The 18,544-nt window shown below is 56.5% G+C and carries 16 protein-coding genes; 4 read left to right on the forward strand and 12 right to left on the reverse strand.

Annotation, left to right across the window (positions count from 1 at the left end):
* Positions 1-12: 12 nt before the first annotated feature.
* The 3 genes from dinF to IM267_RS04065 form a co-directional block, all read right to left on the reverse strand.
* Positions 13-1,350 carry an MATE family efflux transporter DinF gene (dinF, locus tag IM267_RS04055; RefSeq protein WP_193032836.1) on the reverse strand — a complete coding sequence of 446 codons (1,338 nt, stop codon included), beginning with the start codon at positions 1,348-1,350 and terminating at the stop codon, positions 13-15.
* A gap of 63 nt (positions 1,351-1,413) precedes the next feature.
* Positions 1,414-2,022 carry a transcriptional repressor LexA gene (gene lexA, locus IM267_RS04060; protein ID WP_006810486.1) on the reverse strand — a complete coding sequence of 203 codons (609 nt, stop codon included), beginning with the start codon at positions 2,020-2,022 and terminating at the stop codon, positions 1,414-1,416.
* A gap of 108 nt (positions 2,023-2,130) precedes the next feature.
* Positions 2,131-2,499, reverse strand: coding sequence for a diacylglycerol kinase (locus IM267_RS04065; protein ID WP_063449864.1), 369 nt, complete (start codon positions 2,497-2,499; stop codon positions 2,131-2,133).
* Positions 2,500-2,653: 154 nt separating this feature from the next.
* Between IM267_RS04065 and plsB the strand changes: the two genes are divergently transcribed.
* Positions 2,654-5,074, forward strand: a complete 2,421-nt coding sequence (gene plsB / locus IM267_RS04070; RefSeq protein ID WP_063865506.1) for a glycerol-3-phosphate 1-O-acyltransferase PlsB — start codon at positions 2,654-2,656, stop codon at positions 5,072-5,074.
* A gap of 89 nt (positions 5,075-5,163) precedes the next feature.
* On the opposite strand, the gene ubiA is transcribed toward plsB, so the two are convergent.
* The 5 genes from ubiA to malK all read right to left on the reverse strand — a co-directional run bounded on the left by ubiA (position 5,164) and on the right by malK (position 10,230).
* Complete coding sequence (ubiA, locus tag IM267_RS04075; RefSeq protein WP_064910185.1) at positions 5,164-6,033, reverse strand: 4-hydroxybenzoate octaprenyltransferase; 870 nt, start codon at positions 6,031-6,033, stop codon at positions 5,164-5,166.
* Positions 6,034-6,045: 12 nt separating this feature from the next.
* Positions 6,046-6,543 carry a chorismate lyase gene (gene ubiC, locus IM267_RS04080; RefSeq protein ID WP_063449867.1) on the reverse strand — a complete coding sequence of 166 codons (498 nt, stop codon included), beginning with the start codon at positions 6,541-6,543 and terminating at the stop codon, positions 6,046-6,048.
* A 172-nt stretch (positions 6,544-6,715) separates the two neighbouring features.
* On the reverse strand, positions 6,716-7,654 hold the full coding sequence (gene malM / locus IM267_RS04085) for a maltose operon protein MalM (RefSeq protein WP_193032838.1): 939 nt from the start codon (positions 7,652-7,654) through the stop codon (positions 6,716-6,718).
* Positions 7,655-7,767: 113 nt separating this feature from the next.
* The gene (locus tag IM267_RS04090) at positions 7,768-9,078 is read right to left on the reverse strand and encodes a maltoporin (RefSeq protein WP_193032865.1); all 1,311 of its coding nucleotides are present in this window, start codon (positions 9,076-9,078) and stop codon (positions 7,768-7,770) included.
* 42 nt (positions 9,079-9,120) lie between these two features.
* Positions 9,121-10,230, reverse strand: a complete 1,110-nt coding sequence (gene malK, locus IM267_RS04095) for a maltose/maltodextrin ABC transporter ATP-binding protein MalK (RefSeq protein WP_063449869.1) — start codon at positions 10,228-10,230, stop codon at positions 9,121-9,123.
* A 371-nt stretch (positions 10,231-10,601) separates the two neighbouring features.
* Here malK and malE point away from each other — a divergent pair, with 371 nt between their 5' ends.
* From malE to malG, 3 genes are all read left to right on the forward strand, one after another.
* Positions 10,602-11,792: a maltose/maltodextrin ABC transporter substrate-binding protein MalE gene (malE, locus tag IM267_RS04100; protein WP_063865508.1), complete on the forward strand. Its 1,191-nt coding sequence runs from the start codon at positions 10,602-10,604 to the stop codon at positions 11,790-11,792.
* Between the two features lie 119 nt (positions 11,793-11,911).
* Positions 11,912-13,456: a maltose ABC transporter permease MalF gene (gene malF, locus IM267_RS04105; protein ID WP_193032840.1), complete on the forward strand. Its 1,545-nt coding sequence runs from the start codon at positions 11,912-11,914 to the stop codon at positions 13,454-13,456.
* A 14-nt stretch (positions 13,457-13,470) separates the two neighbouring features.
* The gene (gene malG, locus IM267_RS04110) at positions 13,471-14,361 is read left to right on the forward strand and encodes a maltose ABC transporter permease MalG (RefSeq protein WP_063865511.1); all 891 of its coding nucleotides are present in this window, start codon (positions 13,471-13,473) and stop codon (positions 14,359-14,361) included.
* A gap of 96 nt (positions 14,362-14,457) precedes the next feature.
* Here the strand turns inward: malG and psiE are convergent, their stop codons facing one another.
* From psiE to IM267_RS04130, 4 genes are all read right to left on the reverse strand, one after another.
* Entirely contained in the window at positions 14,458-14,868 is a 411-nt protein-coding gene (gene psiE / locus IM267_RS04115; RefSeq protein ID WP_063449873.1) for a phosphate-starvation-inducible protein PsiE, read from the reverse strand.
* A gap of 144 nt (positions 14,869-15,012) precedes the next feature.
* On the reverse strand, positions 15,013-17,109 hold the full coding sequence (locus IM267_RS04120; RefSeq protein ID WP_193032842.1) for a YjbH domain-containing protein: 2,097 nt from the start codon (positions 17,107-17,109) through the stop codon (positions 15,013-15,015).
* Complete coding sequence (locus IM267_RS04125) at positions 17,109-17,846, reverse strand: capsule biosynthesis GfcC D2 domain-containing protein (RefSeq protein WP_193032844.1); 738 nt, start codon at positions 17,844-17,846, stop codon at positions 17,109-17,111. Before IM267_RS04125 ends, IM267_RS04120 begins: the two co-directional genes overlap by 1 nt.
* The gene (locus tag IM267_RS04130; protein WP_063449876.1) at positions 17,843-18,481 is read right to left on the reverse strand and encodes a YjbF family lipoprotein; all 639 of its coding nucleotides are present in this window, start codon (positions 18,479-18,481) and stop codon (positions 17,843-17,845) included. The genes IM267_RS04125 and IM267_RS04130 overlap by 4 nt, the downstream gene beginning before the upstream one ends.
* Between the last annotated feature and the right edge of the window lie 63 nt (positions 18,482-18,544).

Raw genomic sequence — 18,544 nt, forward strand, 5'->3', positions numbered from 1 at the left:
AATCTTTAACCGCTACGACATATCAGGTCGGGCAGGAAACCAGGTATTGTTTCGCCAGTGACGATGCCAGATAACGGCCAGCGAAAGGCCACGCAATGAGAGAAAAACCGCCAGCGCCAGCCACAGGCCATGATTGCCAAGATACGGCACGGTCAGCAGCGTAAGGCCGAAGCCCGCCGCCGCGACGGCCATGCTGTTGCGCATCTCCGCCCCTCGCGTGGCACCAATAAACATGCCGTCCAGCAGATAGCACCACACGCCCACCACCGGTAATACCACCTGCCAGAGGATGTAGCGATCGGCAAGCGCCTGAAGCGCGGGCAGCGAGGTAAGTAGCGCGACAATATGCCCACCAAAACAGGCGTAAACCAGGGCAAAGATCAGCGCCACCAGACCCGCCTGACGGCAGGCAGCCCGCCACACCTCGCGTAGCTGGCCGCTTTCACGCGCGCCGTATGCCTGCCCGGAATGCGCCTCCACGGCGTAAGCAAAACCATCCAGCGCGTAAGCGGTAAAGGTCAGTAAGGTCATGAGCACTGCGTTGACCGCGACGATTTCTGGCCCAAGCCGCGCACCAAAAACGGTTAATGCACCAAAGCAGAGTTGCAGCAGGAGCGAGCGCAGCATGATGTCGCGATTAAGCGCCAGCAGCTTACGCATATTGCCGCGCCAGGCCGTTTTCAGAAGATCGAGGGTGATGCCGCGCATCGTCAGCACGCGCCAGACCATCCACAAACCGATCAGCAGCGTACCGTACTCAGCAATCGCCGTGGCCAGCGCCGCGCCGCGAACGTTCATGTGCAGTCCCATTACCAGCCAGAGATCGAGCACAATGTTAAGCAGGTTGCCCACCACCAGCAGGATCACCGGCGCGCGGGCGTACTGCACGCCCAGTAACCAGCCCAGGAGGACCAGGTTTGCCAGGGAAGCGGGCGCGCTGAGCCAGCGAATTTCGAGGAAGCGCCGGGCCTGCTCCAGCACGGCATCACTGCCGCCCACAATATGGAGCGCCAGATCAATGAGCGGCGTACGCAACAGGACGATTAACGCGCCGGCACCGAACGCCAGCATGAGCGGCTGAACCAGCGCACGCGCCAGACGCAGGGGATCTTTTGCACCATACGCCTGGGCCGTCAGGCCTGTTGTACTCATGCGCAAAAAGAGCAGCAGCATAAAGAGGAAGCTGGTCGCCGTTGCGCCGATCGCGACGCCGCCCAGATAGATCGGCGAGTCCAGATGCCCGATTACCGCCGTGTCCACCAGCCCCAGCAGGGGAACGGTAATATTGGAAAAAATCATCGGTAGCGCAAGACGCCACAACGCCTTATCGGCAGAAGTTAGCAATGCCATGGAAATTACCGGAATCAGAAAATAGGCCAGGCTGTAGAGGAGCTACAGCCTGTCAGGAAGAGATTACAGCCATTCACCGTTGCGGATAACGCCTACCGCCAGGCCTTCAATGGAGAAGCTCTGCTCGCGGAGATCCACCACAATTGGGGAGAATTCGTTGTTTTCTGGCAGAAGCTGAACGGTATTACCTTGTTTTTTCAGGCGCTTAACCGTCACTTCGTCGTCAATGCGCGCTACCACGACTTGCCCGTTACGCACGTCCTGCGTTTTGTGTACCGCAAGCAGATCGCCATCCAGAATGCCGATATCTTTCATGGACATTCCGCTAACGCGCAGCAGGAAATCGGCGCTCGGCTTGAACATGCCTGGGTCAACCTGATAGTGCCCTTCAATATGCTGCTGTGCCAGCAGGGGTTCACCTGCGGCGACGCGGCCCACCAGCGGAATACCGGTCTCTTCTTCCACCAGCAGACGAATACCGCGTGAGGCACCGGAAACAATCTCAATCACGCCCTTACGCGCCAGCGCTTTAAGGTGCTCTTCGGCAGCATTAGGAGAACGGAAGCCCAGACGCTGTGCAATTTCTGCACGCGTGGGTGGCATACCCGTCTGGCCGATATGATCCCGAATGAGATCAAACACCTCTTGCTGCCTGGTCGTTAACGCTTTCATACCGCCCCCTGGGTGTATATACAGTTATGCTGTGAGTATATACAGTCAAAGGCGATTTTGGAACCAAAAACTGCACAAAAAACCAGGGACTTAATTATTCCTCGAGGCTCATCGGAAATGTGACCAAAGCAGCGTGACCCAGGTGATCGCCGCGGTGATAATCGACAGCAGCACGGCAGCGGAACCCATGTCTTTCGCCCGGCCAGACAGTTCATGGAATTCCGACCCTATCCGGTCAACAACGGCCTCAATAGCGCTATTAAGAATTTCCACTATCATCACCAGAAGGACAGAACCGATGAGAAGCACCCGGGTGATAGCATCAACATCAAGGAAGCAGGCGATGATAACTGCAACGATCGCGGCAACCGCTTCCTGGCGGAAGGCGGCTTCATTAACCCATGCGGCGCGAAAGCCTTTCCATGAATAACCGGCAGCTTTAATGATTCGGGTTAACCCAGTGGTATTATTGGCCATCTAAAGAACCTTTTATGAGAAATAGCGTCAGTAACTAAAGCTTCAGCGCGTTTTGCTGCAACCTGAAGTATGACGGGTAACAACAGAAATTTTGCGCGCTTTCTGTTATCCTTGCGCCGCAATTGCATTATTAACCAGAGGCTTTACATCGTTTATGTCCGGCTGGCCACGAATTTACTACAAATTACTTAATTTACCATTAAGCGTACTGGTAAAAAGTAAGTCTATCCCAGCAGAACCCGCGCTGGAATTAGGGCTCGATACGTCACGCCCTATTATGTACGTTTTGCCTTATAACTCGAAGGCAGACCTGCTTACGCTTCGCGCTCAATGTCTGGCGCACGATTTACCTGACCCGCTTGAACCCCTGGAAGTGGACGGTACGCTGCTGCCGCGCTACGTGTTCATCCATGGCGGGCCGCGCGTGTTCACCTATTACACGCCGAAAGAAGAGTCCATTAAGCTGTTCCATGATTACCTCGATCTGCACCGCAGCAACCCCGATCTGGACGTACAGATGGTACCGGTGTCGGTGATGTTTGGTCGTCGTCCGGGGCGCGAAAAAGGGGAAGAGAACCCGCCGCTGCGTATGCTTAACGGCATTCAGAAGTTCTTCGCCGTCTCCTGGCTGGGACGCGACAGCTTTGTCCGCTTCTCACCTTCCGTTTCACTGCGCCGCATGGCGGATGAACACGGCACCGATAAGATCATTGCGCAAAAGCTGGCGCGCGTTGCGCGTATGCACTTTGCACGTCAGCGTCTGGCGGCCGTTGGGCCACGTCTCCCGGCACGTCAGGATCTGTTCAACAAGCTGCTCGCTTCCAAAGCGATTGCCCGTGCCGTAGAAGACGAAGCGCGCAGCAAGAAAATTTCACACGAGAAAGCGCAGCAGAACGCGATCGCGCTGATGGAAGAGATCGCCGCGAACTTCTCCTACGAGATGATTCGTCTCTCAGACCGTATCCTCGGCTTCACGTGGAACCGCCTCTACCAGGGGATTAACGTTCACAACGCCGAGCGCGTGCGTCAGCTCGCGCACGACGGCCACGAGATTGTCTACGTGCCCTGCCACCGCAGCCACATGGACTACCTGCTGCTCTCTTACGTGCTCTATCACCAGGGGCTGGTGCCGCCACACATTGCCGCCGGTATCAACCTGAACTTCTGGCCAGCAGGCCCGATTTTCCGCCGTCTGGGGGCGTTCTTCATTCGTCGTACCTTCAAGGGCAACAAGCTCTACTCCACCGTATTCCGTGAATACCTTGGCGAACTGTTTAGCCGCGGCTATTCAGTTGAGTACTTCGTGGAGGGCGGGCGCTCCCGTACGGGCCGCCTGCTCGATCCGAAGACTGGCACGCTGTCGATGACCATTCAGGCGATGCTGCGCGGCGGTACGCGTCCTATCACGCTGGTGCCTATCTACATCGGCTATGAACACGTGATGGAAGTGGGTACCTATGCGAAAGAGCTGCGCGGTGCGACCAAAGAGAAAGAGAGTCTGCCGCAGATGCTGCGTGGGCTGAGCAAATTGCGCAACCTCGGTCAGGGCTACGTGAACTTTGGCGAGCCCCTGCCGCTGATGACGTATCTGAACCATCATGTTCCGGAGTGGCGCGAATCTATCGATCCTATCGAAGCGGTGCGTCCGGCCTGGCTGACGCCGACGGTCAACGGCATCGCATCCGAACTGATGGTACGCATCAACAATGCCGGTGCGGCGAATGCCATGAACCTGTGCTGTACCGCGCTTCTGGCTTCTCGCCAGCGTTCACTGACCCGCGAGCAGCTGACCGAGCAGATTGATTGCTACCTCGACATCATGCGTAACGTGCCGTACTCCGTGGATTCGACCGTGCCGTCTGCTACCGCCAGTGAGCTTATCGATCACGCGTTGCAGATGAACAAGTTCGAAGTGGAGAAAGATACCATCGGTGACATCATCATTCTGCCGCGCGAGCAGGCCGTGCTGATGACCTACTACCGTAACAACATCACGCATATGCTGATGTTGCCGTCGCTGATGGCCGCCATCATTACCCAGCACCGCCGTATCTCGCGTCAGGAGCTGCTGCGCCATATTCAGACCATCTATCCGATGCTGAAAGCGGAGCTGTTCCTGCGCTGGAGTGAAGATGAGCTGGCGGCAGAGCTCGATAAAATGACCGCAGAAATGCATCGTCAGGGGCTGATTACCATCAGTGATGATGAACTGCATATCAATCCGTCACGTTCTCGTACTTTGCAGCTACTGGCATCCGGCGCGCGTGAGACGTTGCAGCGCTACGCCATCACCTTCTGGTTGTTGAGTGCAAATCCGTCAATCAACCGCGGTACGCTGGAAAAAGAGAGCCGGACGCTGGCTCAGCGCCTCTCCGTTCTGCACGGCATTAACGCTCCGGAATTCTTCGACAAAGCGGTATTCAGCTCCCTGGTGCTGACGCTGCGCGACGAAGGGTATATTAGCGATACGGGCGATGCCGAGCCGGAAGAGACGATAAAGGTTTACCAGATGCTGGCAGAGCTGATTACCTCGGATGTGCGTCTGACGATTGAGAGTTCGACGCAGGGCGAATGATGTTAAAGCCGGGTGGCGCTAACGCTTACCCGGCCTACATGTTCTGCTAAATCGTAGGCCGGGTAAGGCGAAGCCGCCACCCGGCTTTTTTATGACCAGTAACTCATCGCCAGCCCCATAAACAGCACCAGCCCGACGTAGTTGTTATTCAGAAACGCTTTAAAGCAGGCTTCACGCTCGCGCTTCACGATCAGCTTCTGCTGATACGCAAACAGCAGCCCCGCCACCAGCACGGACCAGTAAAACTCCCAGTTCAGCCCGTTCAGGCGACCAATCGCCACCATCAGCGCCAGCACCGCCACCTGCAATATGCCGATGATCAGTTTGTCGTGACGGCCAAACAGGATCGCCGTCGATTTAACGCCGATCTTGAGATCGTCATCGCGATCGACCATCGCGTACTGGGTGTCGTACGCAACGGCCCACAGAATATTTGCCAGGAACATCAGCCAGCAGCTGAGCGGAACAGACTCGCTGACCGCAGCAAATGCCATGGGGATCGACCAGCCAAATGCCGCACCCAATACCACCTGCGGCAGATGGGTGTATCGCTTCATAAACGGGTAGACCCAGGCCAACGCCAGAGCCGCAACGGACAGCAGAATAGTCATGGTGTTAAGCGTTAACACCAGCATGAAAGAGAGAAGCACCAGCACGACAAACAGGATGCGCGCCTCTTTCCCGGTCACCTGACCGCTCGGCAGAGGACGGTTCGCGGTGCGCTTAACATGCCCATCAAATTTTCGGTCAGCATAGTCGTTTACCACGCAGCCCGCAGCGCGCATCAGCCAGACGCCCGCCACAAACACCGCCAGGATCCACAGCGGCGGTATGCCCGGCGTGGCAACCCATAGCGCCCATAAGGTCGGCCACAGCAGCAGCAGCGCGCCAATCGGTTTATCGGTACGCATTAAGCGGTGATAGGCCAGCAGCTTATTCTGCGTCAGACTCCACTCCATTTTCTCTCCCTCTTAGTACAACGGCGATGCAGGCAAAAAGAGTTCCGTCAGTATTAACGGCTTACCACTCAAACGAAGGCGGGAACGGCGCCCCCATAAATCGGCATCGCAACCAATTTCAATAAAATCACGGGTCAGTTCAGACGAGGTGAACAGATAACGCCCAAGCGGCGTTTTGCCGAGGCGTTGTAGTGCCAGCTCCGGCCCGGAAAGTGTAGACTCGGGAACCACCGTTCGCCCGGCAAGCCACGGCTCGCCATCCGCACACAGTAAAATTTCACGCAGCCAGTAGCGTTCTTCTTGCGGCAGGAGCGGCAACTCGCTGGCAATCTCCTCAGGCGAGACAAATCCTTCCTGGATCATCGTCACCGTGACCGTTTTACCCTGTTGCTCAAAACGTTTTGTCATGGAATCTTCCAGCAGCAGCCAGTCAAGCTGCTCCGGGTCAAGCGCGGGTATTTGGTCGAAATAGCGTAGCGCACGCAGCTGCGTTAGCGCGGGGTGTGACATGCCAGACTCTCCGATACATAACGTAAAGGCATTGTATCGCAGATTGGCGAAATGAGGACGAGCAAACCAAATTTAGCGATCACTATCGCAACAATGATGCAACTAAGCCAAAAAAAGTGCGCCCGTTAAGGCGCACTAAACTACTGACAAAATCAGCACTGTGGGGAGACGGTTACCCCTTGCCTTTTACACTGCTGATAAAGGTGGAACGGGCAGTGGTTGAACCTAAACGCTCGGCTTCATCAAGCAGCTTCAGCGCTTTATCGACATCGCCGTTTTTGACCGCCTGCTTGATGGCGTTGTTAAAGTACGTTTCAGTATCGTTAAGCACCGGCTCGGCTTTTTTCGTCGGAGCCGGGGCTGCGGCAGGCGCTGCGGCTGGTGCGGCATAAACAGGCGCGGCAGTATTGCCCACCGTGACCGGGACCGGGCCAGATGAGCCAAACAGCGGCCCTACGAGTACGCTGGAGGCGCTGTTGGTAGAGACTTTCAGCTTAATCAGGCCGTCGGTAGTATGGCGAGCATGCGGGTCCGGGATGTCCGGGACAGCGTTACCGGTGCCTTTCGCGTAGGCTTTTGCCGGATCGACAAGCTTCGTTGTCTGTTGCAGATCTTTCTCTGTGGTGAACACCAGAACATAAATCTTCTGCTGACCCAGGGCCGGCGTCAGGCGCATAACGCCTTCCAGACGGTCTGCACTCATCACGCCAGGCTCCTGATAGCTAAAATAGGAGCTTGGGAAGAATGCGGATGGCGTCATGTTCTGATCGAGGATCAGCACGTTAGGCGCGAAGACGCTGGTCTGTTTATTGACTTCACTGGTCAACGTCAGGGTCAGCTCGCCGATATTCGCGGGCACGCTGAACGCCGCAACCGGGCCGCTGATGCCGGGAACGTTCAGCGACTGGCCGCCCGCAGCAAGCTGAGTGGTTTGCGTTTTTGATTGATCGACTGGTGTCCACACCAGCTGCTGAAGCGCCGCCGCCGGAATCGCTGGCGCAGCGCTGGTATTTTGAGGAACAAAATTCACATCTGCAAAGGTGACCGCAGGCGCGCAGGCCAGCAGCCCCGCAGAGAGGCACAGCGCGACGAGACTTTTCTTCATTTTCATTGTTATTACCTCTGATAGCGTGAGCGCTGCGGTGGCCAGGCAATAGCGCGCAGCGCCTAAGGAGAGAGGGGCTTACGCCCCTCTTTTCAGGTCATTACGTCAGGTTTGACGAATTACCACCAGATTTCCATCTGGGCGCCGAAGGTCCACTCATCGTTGTCGCCACGGCTGAAGGTTTTCGCGGACGTGTCGCTATACGCTACGCCAGAGGTGTAACCTGCACCTGAGTCGTTGTTCGCGTAGCCCCATTTCTCATCCCACTTCGCGTAGGTTGCGAAGACGCGGATAGCCGGACGAGACCAGATGCTGTCGCCTGCCTGCCACTGCTGGGCCAGGGTGATTTTGTACTGGCTGTTTTTGTCGTCAGTTTTCTGAGACTTAACGTTGTCGTAGCCCACTTCAAGCAGGGTGCTCATGATCGGCGTCCATTTGAACATTGGACGAACGCCCACGGTCCACCACTCGGTACCGTTGTTGTTATCACGATCGATGTTCTGGTACATACCGACGTACATCAGGTCCCAACGGTCTGCCAGGGTGATTGCACCGTGGTCCAGCACGCGCCACATGGAGCCGTCGTTATCGATGCTGCCGCCCTGCGGAATACCTTTACCGTTAGAGGTCATGGAGTCCGTACCATATTGCAGCACGAACTTGTTGAAGCCTTTCATCATGCTCTGGGTGTGTTCAGCGGTGAACAGCCAGCCATCTTTAGAGGCACCAGGTTGCAGATAGTAGTCGTCAGGAATGTTGGTATGACCGTAGTCAACGCCCAGCTCCAGCGTGCCGCCCGGGTTGGTCTCCAGACCGGCTAAGCGAACGTCGAAGACGTCGTTTGGTACAATATTGTCATAAACACGGTCGCCGTCCGCATTACGATCGGCGAAGGTTGCAGAACCGCCGGACTCAGAAGAACGGGTGGCGGCCAGAGAGAGCTTACCAAAGCCCAGATCGATGTTTTCAATACCGGCACCAGGACCAGAGATATCCCAGTAGTAGAAGTCGATCATGTGTACGTCATGACGCTGATAGAAACGCTTACCGGCCCAGATGGTAGAGCCTGGCAGCCATTCAATCAGGTTTTTACCCTGCACGTTAGCTTCACGGAAGGCCGGGCTGGTGGATTCCCAGTCGTTCTGCTGAGAAACGGAGTACGCTACGTTGGTGTCGAAATAGAAGCTCTTGTCGCCTTCTTTCCACACTTCCTGGCCCAGCTTCAGCTCGGCGTAGGTTTCACATTCGTTACCGAGACGGTATTTACTTTGTGCACCTGTTGCCTGGAAACATTGTTGTTCACCGCCACTTCCGGTCCAGCCGATGCCGGAACGAGCATAACCTTTAAAGTCTACGGCGCCCGCCTGGGCAGACAGGATGCCTGCCGCAATGGCGACAGCCAGAGGGACTTTGCGCAGAGTAATCATTATTCTATCTCCTGAGATCATTGCTTTTCTTTGTAATTGGAATGCTTAAACGCCTGGCTCTTTGTGCAGCCGACGACATGCTGTGCCATCCTCACGGAACAGATGGCAACGCTCTGGCGGCAAACCGATAGCGAATGTGGCACCCTCTTCTACCAACACCACGTCATTCTGGCGGTAGACCAGGTTCTGACGGATGGCGGGGATCTGGATATGAATCTGTGTTTCGTGACCAAGCTGTTCGACGACCTGAACTTCACCTTCCAGCGTCACATCCGCAATGTGGCTTGGCAGTAGATGCTCAGGACGGATACCGAGGGACATATTGGCCCCCACCTGTACGTTGGCGCTGTCGACCGGCAGCCAGACCTGCTGACGGTTTGGCAGCTCCACCTGTACCTGTTCAATCGCCGTCGCGGTCACTTTGACGGGCAGGAAGTTCATCTTTGGCGAGCCAATGAAGCCCGCTACAAAGCGGTCTGCCGGGTAGTGATACAGCTCCAGCGGTTTACCCACCTGCGCCACGCGACCGGCGTCCAGCACCACGATTTTGTCGGCCAGCGTCATCGCTTCGACCTGATCGTGGGTGACGTAAATCATCGTGCGGCCAAGGCGCTTGTGCAGACGGGAGATTTCGATACGCATCTGGACGCGCAGGGCAGCATCCAGGTTAGAGAGAGGTTCATCGAGCAGGAAGACGCGCGGCTCGGCCACCAGCGTACGGCCAATCGCCACGCGCTGACGCTGACCGCCGGAAAGCGCTTTCGGCTTACGCTCCAGCAGATGGGCCAGCTGGAGCACTTCCGCCACCTGAGTGACGCGCTGGTTAATAATCTCTTTTTTCGCGCCGGCCAGCTTCAGGCCAAAGGACATGTTCTCGGCAACGGAAAGATGCGGATAAAGCGCATAAGACTGGAACACCATGCCTACGCCACGTTCGGCAGGCGGGATGTCGTTCATTCGGGTATCACCAATAAACAGATCGCCACTGGTGATGGTTTCAAGACCGGCAATCATACGCAGCAGAGTCGATTTACCACAGCCTGATGGACCCACGAACACCACAAACTCACCTTCGTGGATGTCCAGATTGATGTCTTTTGACACCACTACGTCGCCCCAGGCTTTCGTTACATTACGCAGCTGTACGCTCGCCATGCCCTTCTCCCTTCGTTACAACCTGTCACCGACAGAAACATTCAAGATAAGTTCACTATGCGTGTTCCATTACTTTCGTGAATCCTCCACCCCCCGGCTTTTTTGTGGGGGAGGAGGCGGGAGGATGAGAGAGCAGGCTCTGCGACCGCAGCGGAGGGGCTGAGGCGAAAATCGTGAAGCGGCCTGCAAAATTCAGTGGGTTTTTATGTGCGCCAGCACTCATAACTTAAATTTATGTTACAGGGATCACACAAACGGGGGGTGGGGCGTAGGGACTGGGAGGATGGAAAGAGGATGTCAAATAAGGAGACTGAGTCACGTTGAACCACCTTATGTATCCACGAGCACATCACCAATAAAGGATGGCAGATATGAAGATCAAGACTGGCGCACGCGTTTTCGCATTGTCCGCCCTCGCAGCAATGATGATTTCCGCACCGGCTCTCGCCAAAATTGAAGAGGGTAAGCTGGTTATCTGGATTAACGGCGACAAGGGCTATAACGGCCTGGCCGAAGTGGGCAAAAAATTCGAGAAAGACACCGGTATCAAAGTGACCGTAGAGCACCCGGACAAGCTGGAAGAGAAGTTCCCGCAGGTTGCGGCCACGGGCGACGGTCCGGACATTATCTTCTGGGCGCATGACCGTTTCGGGGGCTACGCGCAGTCTGGCCTGCTGGCTGAAGTCACGCCAGATAAAGCCTTCCAGGACAAACTGTTCCCGTTCACCTGGGACGCCGTTCGCTATAACGGCAAGCTGATCGCTTACCCAATCGCGGTTGAAGCCCTGTCACTGATTTACAACAAAGACCTGGTGCCAAACCCACCGAAAACCTGGGAAGAGATCCCTGCCCTGGATAAAGAGCTGAAGGCGAAAGGTAAATCTGCCCTGATGTTCAACCTGCAAGAGCCGTACTTCACCTGGCCGCTGATTGCTGCCGACGGCGGCTACGCGTTCAAGTTTGAAAACGGCAAATATGACGTGAAGGACGTGGGCGTAGACAACGCGGGCGCGAAAGCAGGCCTGACCTTCCTGGTTGACCTTATCAAGAACAAACACATGAACGCGGATACCGACTACTCCATCGCGGAAGCGGCGTTCAACAAAGGCGAAACCGCGATGACCATCAACGGTCCGTGGGCCTGGACCAACATCGACAAGAGCAAAATCAACTACGGCGTGACCCTGCTGCCAACCTTCAACGGCAAGCCGTCTAAACCGTTCGTTGGCGTGCTGAGCGCGGGTATCAACGCCGCCAGCCCGAACAAAGAGCTGGCGAAAGAGTTCCTGGAAAACTACCTGCTGACCGATGAAGGTCTGGGTGATGTGAACAAGGACAAACCGCTGGGCGCCGTGGCGCTGAAATCCTTCCAGGATCAGTTAGCGAAAGATCCGCGCATTGCGGCCACCATGGATAACGCCCAGAAAGGCGAAATCATGCCGAACATCCCACAGATGGCCGCGTTCTGGTACGCCACCCGTACCGCCGTCATCAATGCTGCCAGCGGTCGCCAGACTGTTGATGCCGCGCTGAAAGATGCTCAAGGTCGTATTACCAAGTAAGCAGAAGAACGGCGGGTGGCGCGTACGCTGCCCGCCCTACAACTACGGCACGATCCGTAGGTCAGGTAAGCGCAGCGCCACCTGACGAAAAGTTTCCACCGTTGTAGAGGAAGAACCCCATGGATGTCATTAAAAAGAAACTCTGGTGGCAAAGCGACGCGCTGAAGTGGTCAGCGATAGGTCTGCTGTGTCTGCTGGTGGGTTACCTTGTTGTTTTAATGTACGTGCAAGGGGAATACCTTTTTGCCATCATGACGCTGATTTTAAGCTCGGTTGGCCTGTATATTTTCGCCAACCGTAAAGCGTACGCCTGGCGCTATGTTTACCCTGGCGTGGCCGGGATGGGGCTGTTTGTCCTCTTTCCGCTGATCTGCACCATTGCCATTGCCTTTACCAACTACAGCAGCACCAACCAGCTCGCGCAAGAGCGCGCCACCCAGGTGCTTCTGGACCGTTCTTATCAGGCCGGTAAGACCTTTAACTTCGGTCTGTATCCTGAGGGAGACGAGTGGAAGTTAGCGCTCACTGACGGTGAGAGCGGCAAAAACTATCTTTCCGACGCGTTCAAATTTGGCGGCGAGCAAAAGCTGGTCTTAAAAGAGGCCGAATCCCTGCCGGAAGGCGAACGCGCGAACCTGCGTATCATTACCCAGAATCGCCAGGCGCTGACCCAGCTCACCGCCGTGCTGCCCGATGACAGCAAAGTAACCATGAGCTCGCTGCGCCAGTTCTCCGGTACGCAGCCGCTTTACACCCTGGCGGATGACGGCACGCTGACCAACAACCAGAGCGGCGTGAAATATCGTCCGAACAACGATATCGGTTTTTATCAGTCTGTGAATGTCGACGGCAGCTGGGGAGACGACAAGCTCAGCCCGGGCTATACCGTCACCATCGGCTGGGATAACTTTACCCGCGTGTTTACCGACGAAGGCATCCAGAAGCCGTTCTTCGCCATCTTCGTCTGGACGGTAGTCTTCTCCATCCTGACCGTGATCCTGACCGTTGCCGTGGGTATGGTGCTGGCCTGCCTCGTGCAGTGGGAGTCCTTGAAAGGGAAAGCGATTTACCGCGTGCTGCTGATTCTGCCTTACGCCGTACCGTCGTTTATCTCGATTCTGATTTTCAAAGGGCTGTTTAACCAGAGCTTCGGTGAAATCAACATGATGCTGAGCGCGCTGTTCGGCATCAAACCGGCCTGGTTCAGCGACCCGACCACCGCCCGTTCGATGATTATCATCGTGAACACCTGGCTGGGTTATCCGTACATGATGATCCTGTGCATGGGGCTGCTGAAGGCGATTCCGGACGACCTGTACGAAGCCTCGGCAATGGACGGCGCGGGCCCGTTCCAGAACTTCTTCAAGATCACGCTGCCACTGCTCATTAAGCCGCTGACGCCGCTGATGATTGCCAGCTTCGCCTTTAACTTTAACAACTTCGTGCTGATTCAGCTGTTGACCAACGGTGGCCCGGACCGTCTCGGCACCACCACGCCGGCGGGCTATACCGACCTGCTCGTGAGCTACACCTACCGTATCGCCTTTGAAGGCGGCGGCGGCCAGGACTTCGGTCTGGCAGCGGCCATTGCCACCCTGATCTTCCTGCTGGTTGGCGCTCTGGCGATTGTGAACCTGAAAGCCACACGTATGAAATTTGACTAAGGAGGGCATCGATCATGGCTATGGTACAACCCAAATCTCAGAAGCTGCGCCTCCTCGCGACGCACTTAGGCCTGCTGATGTTCATCGCGGCCATCATGTTCCCGCTGCTGATGGTTATCGCCATCTCCCTGCGCTCGGGTAACTTTGCGACCGGGAGCCTGATCCCGGATGAAATCTCCTGGGAGCACTGGAAGCTCGCGCTGGGCTTCAGCGTTGAGCACGCCGATGGCCGCGTTACTCCGCCGCCGTTCCCGGTGCTGCTGTGGCTGTGGAACTCGGTGAAAGTGGCGACCATCACCGCGATCGGCATCGTCACGCTCTCCACCACCTGCGCTTACGCTTTCGCCCGCATGCGTTTCCCGGGCAAAGCGACGCTGCTGAAAGGGATGCTGATTTTCCAGATGTTCCCGGCGGTGCTGTCGCTGGTGGCGCTGTACGCCCTGTTTGACCGTCTGGGTCAGTATGTGCCGTTTATCGGTCTGAACACCCACGGCGGCGTGATCTTCGCCTATCTTGGCGGTATCGCCCTGCATGTGTGGACCATTAAAGGGTATTTCGAAACCATCGACGGTTCGCTGGAAGAAGCCGCCGCGCTGGATGGCGCCACCCCGTGGCAGGCGTTCCGTCTGGTGCTGCTGCCGCTGTCGGTGCCGATTCTGGCGGTGGTCTTTATTCTGTCGTTTATCGCGGCGATCACCGAAGTACCGGTCGCCTCACTGTTGCTGCGCGATGTGAACAGCTACACCCTGGCCGTTGGCATGCAGCAATACCTCAACCCGCAAAACTACCTGTGGGGCGACTTTGCCGCGGCGGCGGTACTCTCTGCCATCCCGATTACCGTAGTGTTCCTGCTGGCCCAGCGCTGGCTGGTCAACGGCCTGACGGCGGGCGGTGTGAAAGGTTAAGTTTCATCTGTTATGCCACTGCAACCCTCAACTTTAGACGTATTGTATTGAACCAACTTGTGACTGTTGTTAGGCGCTCTTCGGAGCGCCCTTTTTTTATTCGCGTTTCAGCCGCTTCGAGTTGCACAGCCAGAGGGTGATCACCAGCAGCAGGATCGCCGCCGAGTAGATCAGCACGTCGAGCGGGGATTTATGATCGACGATGATCAGCCGCACAATCGCGGTGATGCCGATGTAGATGAAATAGCGCAGCGGGAAGTGAAAGCCGGACTGGAAGTACTTCACAATCAGGGCAATAAACTCGAAGTAGAGAAAGTAGACCACCAGCCCTTCCACCAGCGCATATTTGCTGGTTTGCTCAGGGGCAAATAGCACATCAGCCAGATGCACCGTCTCTTTGCCGAGAAAGACGACCAGGATCAGGCCAAGGCTCAGCAGACCGAGGTTCAGCACGGTCTGGAGTATCGTTGAGATGAACTCAACGCGCGGGCGAGTCAGGGATGTCATACAGCACCTCATTCTCCAGGGCGAGGTTCCTGTATAACGCAAAAATGTGACGGGGATCTATATTTTTTGTTTATGTTTGGCGCATTCACCCGGTGGCGCTGCGCTTACCGGGCCTACAAAAACCGTAGGCCGGGCAAACAAGCATCAGCGGAAGTTAATGTTCTTATCGCTGGTCATGTCATACAGCTGGAACTTACGTCCAAGCTGCTGACCACCGTCACGCGTCAGTGGCGTCCAGCCCACTGCCGCACGGCTGCGGGTCGGACCGGATGAGAACAGATCCAGCGGAATTGACACGTACACCCCTTTGGTGAAGTCCCCTTCCCCGTACTCGTCCGGCGAAACGTTGGTAATGGTGGCATAGCCGCCCACCACGATGCCGCTGTCGAAGTGTTTGGAGATATCCAGCGTGCCGCCCTTATCGCCCGCCAGATACTGTCCGACGCTGGCTTTCACCAGTACGTCCTGCGCGAACGACGGCGTCCAGTAGGCGGTCAGGTGACCGGTTTTGACGCTGTAGTCGGTGAACTTCATCATGTCCTGCGCGCTGCGCCAGTCACGCTGTTTCACGTAGTTGGCGTCAATCCCGAAGGCCCAGTTGCTGTCGACAGGACGATACAACACTTCCGCCCCCGCGCCGCCAAACATGGTTTCCAGATAGCCACCGTAAACCTGGCCGTAGAAACCGTTGCCGAAGTACTGGAAGTAGTTGGCCTGAAGGTTATTCACGTAGATATCGTTCTGCACGTATTCACGCACGCGGGTACGCACGCGCGGCAGTTTTGAATCGTTCGGCGGGTTGGTGTAGTTAAATTTGTCGTAGTTGTTGGCAAGGTTGCCGAACAGGCTACCGGTGGTCAACAGGTGGTCGGTCACCCACAGATCGGCCGTCGCCATCGCGCCCAGCTGATACATATAGAAGTTTTCCGGCCCGCCGACGGACTGGTTCAGCACCGGATCGATATGGAAATCGAAGCGGGGCTTATCGATATACCAGCCCTGCTCGGTACTCTCCGGCACCACCGGCTCAACGCGTTTTTGCACCAGCTCGGTTTCATGTCCCAGCGGCTCGCCTTCAAGATGACGCTTAAGGCTGGCAACGTCGGTTTCGGTTGTGACCTGCGGCATGTTAAGACGGTTCTCCGTCACGCGGATCGTGCGGATCCCCTCCGGCAGATCGTTCATAACGATCCGGTTGGCGCGCTCGATCCCTTCGCGGGAATCACGGTATTTCACCTGCTCGCCGGTGACGTACAGCGTATCACCTTTGGTCTGGATCTTCGGATCCGCCAGCCCCGCGTTATATTTCAGCAGCGTCAGCTGATTCGCCACCACGGAGTGCTGAATGATCGCATCCTGCGGCTCCGGCTGGTATTTAGGCCGCGGGTTGTCATTGTAGCGCGGACGCATGTCGTTAAAGTTGGTGCGCAGCGTGAAGCCAAACATCAGGGTATTGCCGCGCTCGTAGCTGAGGTTAACGTCGGCCCAGTCGGTCACGCGGTAAATGGCGCCGACGTTAAACTTGCTCTTCTGCTCAATCTTGCCGGCAAAATCTTCGCTGTAGTTATTGCCTTCATACTCCAGCTTCAGGCGCAGCGGCTGCCAGGGCGTTTGATACTCTACGCCGCCAAACAGCGAGGCCGGGCCGTGGAACATCTGGTCGCCGTTGATGGAGCCCGCTTTTTTGTAGCTGTTATCGCGGTAGCAGTATTTGTCGCTGTAGGAGCAGAACGGATTGGTTACGTTGCCGCTGGTACCAAGATAGCCCCAGCCGAGACCCAGTGAGAAATCAAACGGCCCCCAGGCTTTACTGGCAACGATGTATTCCGCATCAAACAGGCCGGTACCGCCGATATCTTTTGCCCCGACGGAGACCTGCGGCATCCAGTAGCTCTCTTCCCACAGGCGCAGCTTCACGTCGAAGGCTTTGTCTTTATAGGTCTGATCGCCGGAGAAGGCGTCGACGCTGCTGTACTGTTTCGTTCGCACGTCGGTGTAGCGCAGCGTGGTCTCCAGCCAGGGGAACAGCTGCACGGACGCAGAATAGTAGCGGTACTGATCGTTATCGCGATAGTTAAGGCTGATTTCCCCCTCGCGTGCCATCCGCGCGGTCGGGGTTTGCAGTAAGCCCACGCCGCCAAAATCGGACTGCGACGGGCCAATCGGTGCCGGATACGTTTCTGCATGACAGGCGGCACTCACGCACAGTGCAAGCATGCTGTAGAGATAGGTTTTTTTCATTATTCCGGTATCCGCTGTATCAGGGAGCGAAGGATATCGGCATTAAGCCCGTCATACGCTTTCGTCCAGAAATGGTCGGCAAAACCGACAAAAATGATGCTGCCCGGCATGGGTTCGATATGGCGTTTATTCCAGTAAGCCACCGGCGCTTTCTGCGTATGCCCGTCCGGATAGACCACCCAGGCATAGCTGTTATCGGCACCGCTGAGCAGGCTTTGTTCGTCAAGATAGCTCGCGACGTCCCGGCCCGGCGTAAACGGCTTATTGCCAGGGCTGCTGATGAGCCCCATCACGGTGACGGTGGAAGGCTGAGCCGGTAGCCACAGGGTATAGTCCCCCTCCAGCGACGGATTGCCTTTTTCCGCGACGCGCACCTCATCCGGGTCGAGATTCACCTTCTGCCGGCCCGTCACCTTCAGAGCCTGAAGCTGCTGGCGCAGGCTGTTGATGGCCGCGGCATCGTCGGCGTCTTCCTGCTGTGCCAGCCCGGATAATCTGGCGAGCAGCGCATGATGTCTTTGTTCCGCGACAATCGTCGCCTGACGCTCGCTGATAACGCCCCCGGTCCACCAGCTTTTCGCCAGTCTCGGCTGACCCACCAGATCGAGCAGATGCCCGGCATTGGTTAAAGTTTTGGGTTTTTCGCTGTCCGGGGTGTAGACCTGTACCGTTCCCGCAGACCACGCCAGCGGCGAGGCAAGGCTGGCGAGAAGCGCAACGTGGATGAGCGTTTTCATGATTTCGCCGCCTTGATCAGGGTGGTCTTCACCGGGAAGAAACCGGCACCGAGATACTGCAAGGACTGGCGGATTTGCCCCTCTTCGTCCACCCAGAAGCGGTTATGCCAGGTGGCCTGGTCGGTTGTCACCTCTTCATCCAGCACGCGAACCTGCGTTTCGTCGCTGCCCACCTTTACGCTGTCCGTACCGTCCCAGCGGAAAGTGGAGCGGGCCGTGGCATAACGCACCTGTTTGTGTTCGGTCCAGCCCATCGTGCGCGTCCAGCTTGCGCCATCGACAATCTGATTCGGCTTAATGAGCGGATCTTCAGCCAGGTTGTTCACCTCGATCAGGTTGTCGCCGCCGAGCAACGTTTTCACGATTCGGGCATGCTGCGTGACGATGGTGGCCTGATCCTGCGTCACCCATTTCTGCTGCCCGTTTTCATCGAAAGCGAGCACCACAAACAGTTGCGGACCATCGTTTAGCTGCATGTACTGGCTGGCATACGGCATGTTCTGAAGTTCGTCATCGGTCAGATGCACGCCCGGCGTGCCGAACATGCTGTCCCACAGTGAGTTGCCCAGCCCTTTAGTGGTAGCTGAGCACGCCTGCAACAGCAGGCAAATCAGGATGATTGCAGGTCGCTTCACGACTCTTCTCCGAAGGGGCGAAATAACCACACCGAAGTGTGGTTATGATTAAAACACCCGGTA

Origin of the sequence: Enterobacter cloacae complex sp. P15RS, from assembly GCF_014895905.1 — a bacterium.
GTDB classification, from domain to species: domain Bacteria; phylum Pseudomonadota; class Gammaproteobacteria; order Enterobacterales; family Enterobacteriaceae; genus Enterobacter; species Enterobacter quasihormaechei.

What these genes read in the sequence shown, in the direction of transcription:
- dinF (WP_193032836.1), bottom strand. Translation starts at nt 1,350, where the DNA reads ATGGCATTGCTAACTTCTGCCGATAAGGCGTTGTGGCGTCTTGCGCTA.
- lexA (WP_006810486.1), bottom strand. Translation starts at nt 2,022, where the DNA reads ATGAAAGCGTTAACGACCAGGCAGCAAGAGGTGTTTGATCTCATTCGG.
- IM267_RS04065 (WP_063449864.1), bottom strand. Translation starts at nt 2,499, where the DNA reads ATGGCCAATAATACCACTGGGTTAACCCGAATCATTAAAGCTGCCGGT.
- plsB (WP_063865506.1), top strand. Translation starts at nt 2,654, where the DNA reads ATGTCCGGCTGGCCACGAATTTACTACAAATTACTTAATTTACCATTA.
- ubiA (WP_064910185.1), bottom strand. Translation starts at nt 6,033, where the DNA reads ATGGAGTGGAGTCTGACGCAGAATAAGCTGCTGGCCTATCACCGCTTA.
- ubiC (WP_063449867.1), bottom strand. Translation starts at nt 6,543, where the DNA reads ATGTCACACCCCGCGCTAACGCAGCTGCGTGCGCTACGCTATTTCGAC.
- malM (WP_193032838.1), bottom strand. Translation starts at nt 7,654, where the DNA reads ATGAAAATGAAGAAAAGTCTCGTCGCGCTGTGCCTCTCTGCGGGGCTG.
- malK (WP_063449869.1), bottom strand. Translation starts at nt 10,230, where the DNA reads ATGGCGAGCGTACAGCTGCGTAATGTAACGAAAGCCTGGGGCGACGTA.
- malE (WP_063865508.1), top strand. Translation starts at nt 10,602, where the DNA reads ATGAAGATCAAGACTGGCGCACGCGTTTTCGCATTGTCCGCCCTCGCA.
- malF (WP_193032840.1), top strand. Translation starts at nt 11,912, where the DNA reads ATGGATGTCATTAAAAAGAAACTCTGGTGGCAAAGCGACGCGCTGAAG.
- malG (WP_063865511.1), top strand. Translation starts at nt 13,471, where the DNA reads ATGGCTATGGTACAACCCAAATCTCAGAAGCTGCGCCTCCTCGCGACG.
- psiE (WP_063449873.1), bottom strand. Translation starts at nt 14,868, where the DNA reads ATGACATCCCTGACTCGCCCGCGCGTTGAGTTCATCTCAACGATACTC.
- IM267_RS04120 (WP_193032842.1), bottom strand. Translation starts at nt 17,109, where the DNA reads ATGAAAAAAACCTATCTCTACAGCATGCTTGCACTGTGCGTGAGTGCC.
- IM267_RS04125 (WP_193032844.1), bottom strand. Translation starts at nt 17,846, where the DNA reads ATGAAAACGCTCATCCACGTTGCGCTTCTCGCCAGCCTTGCCTCGCCG.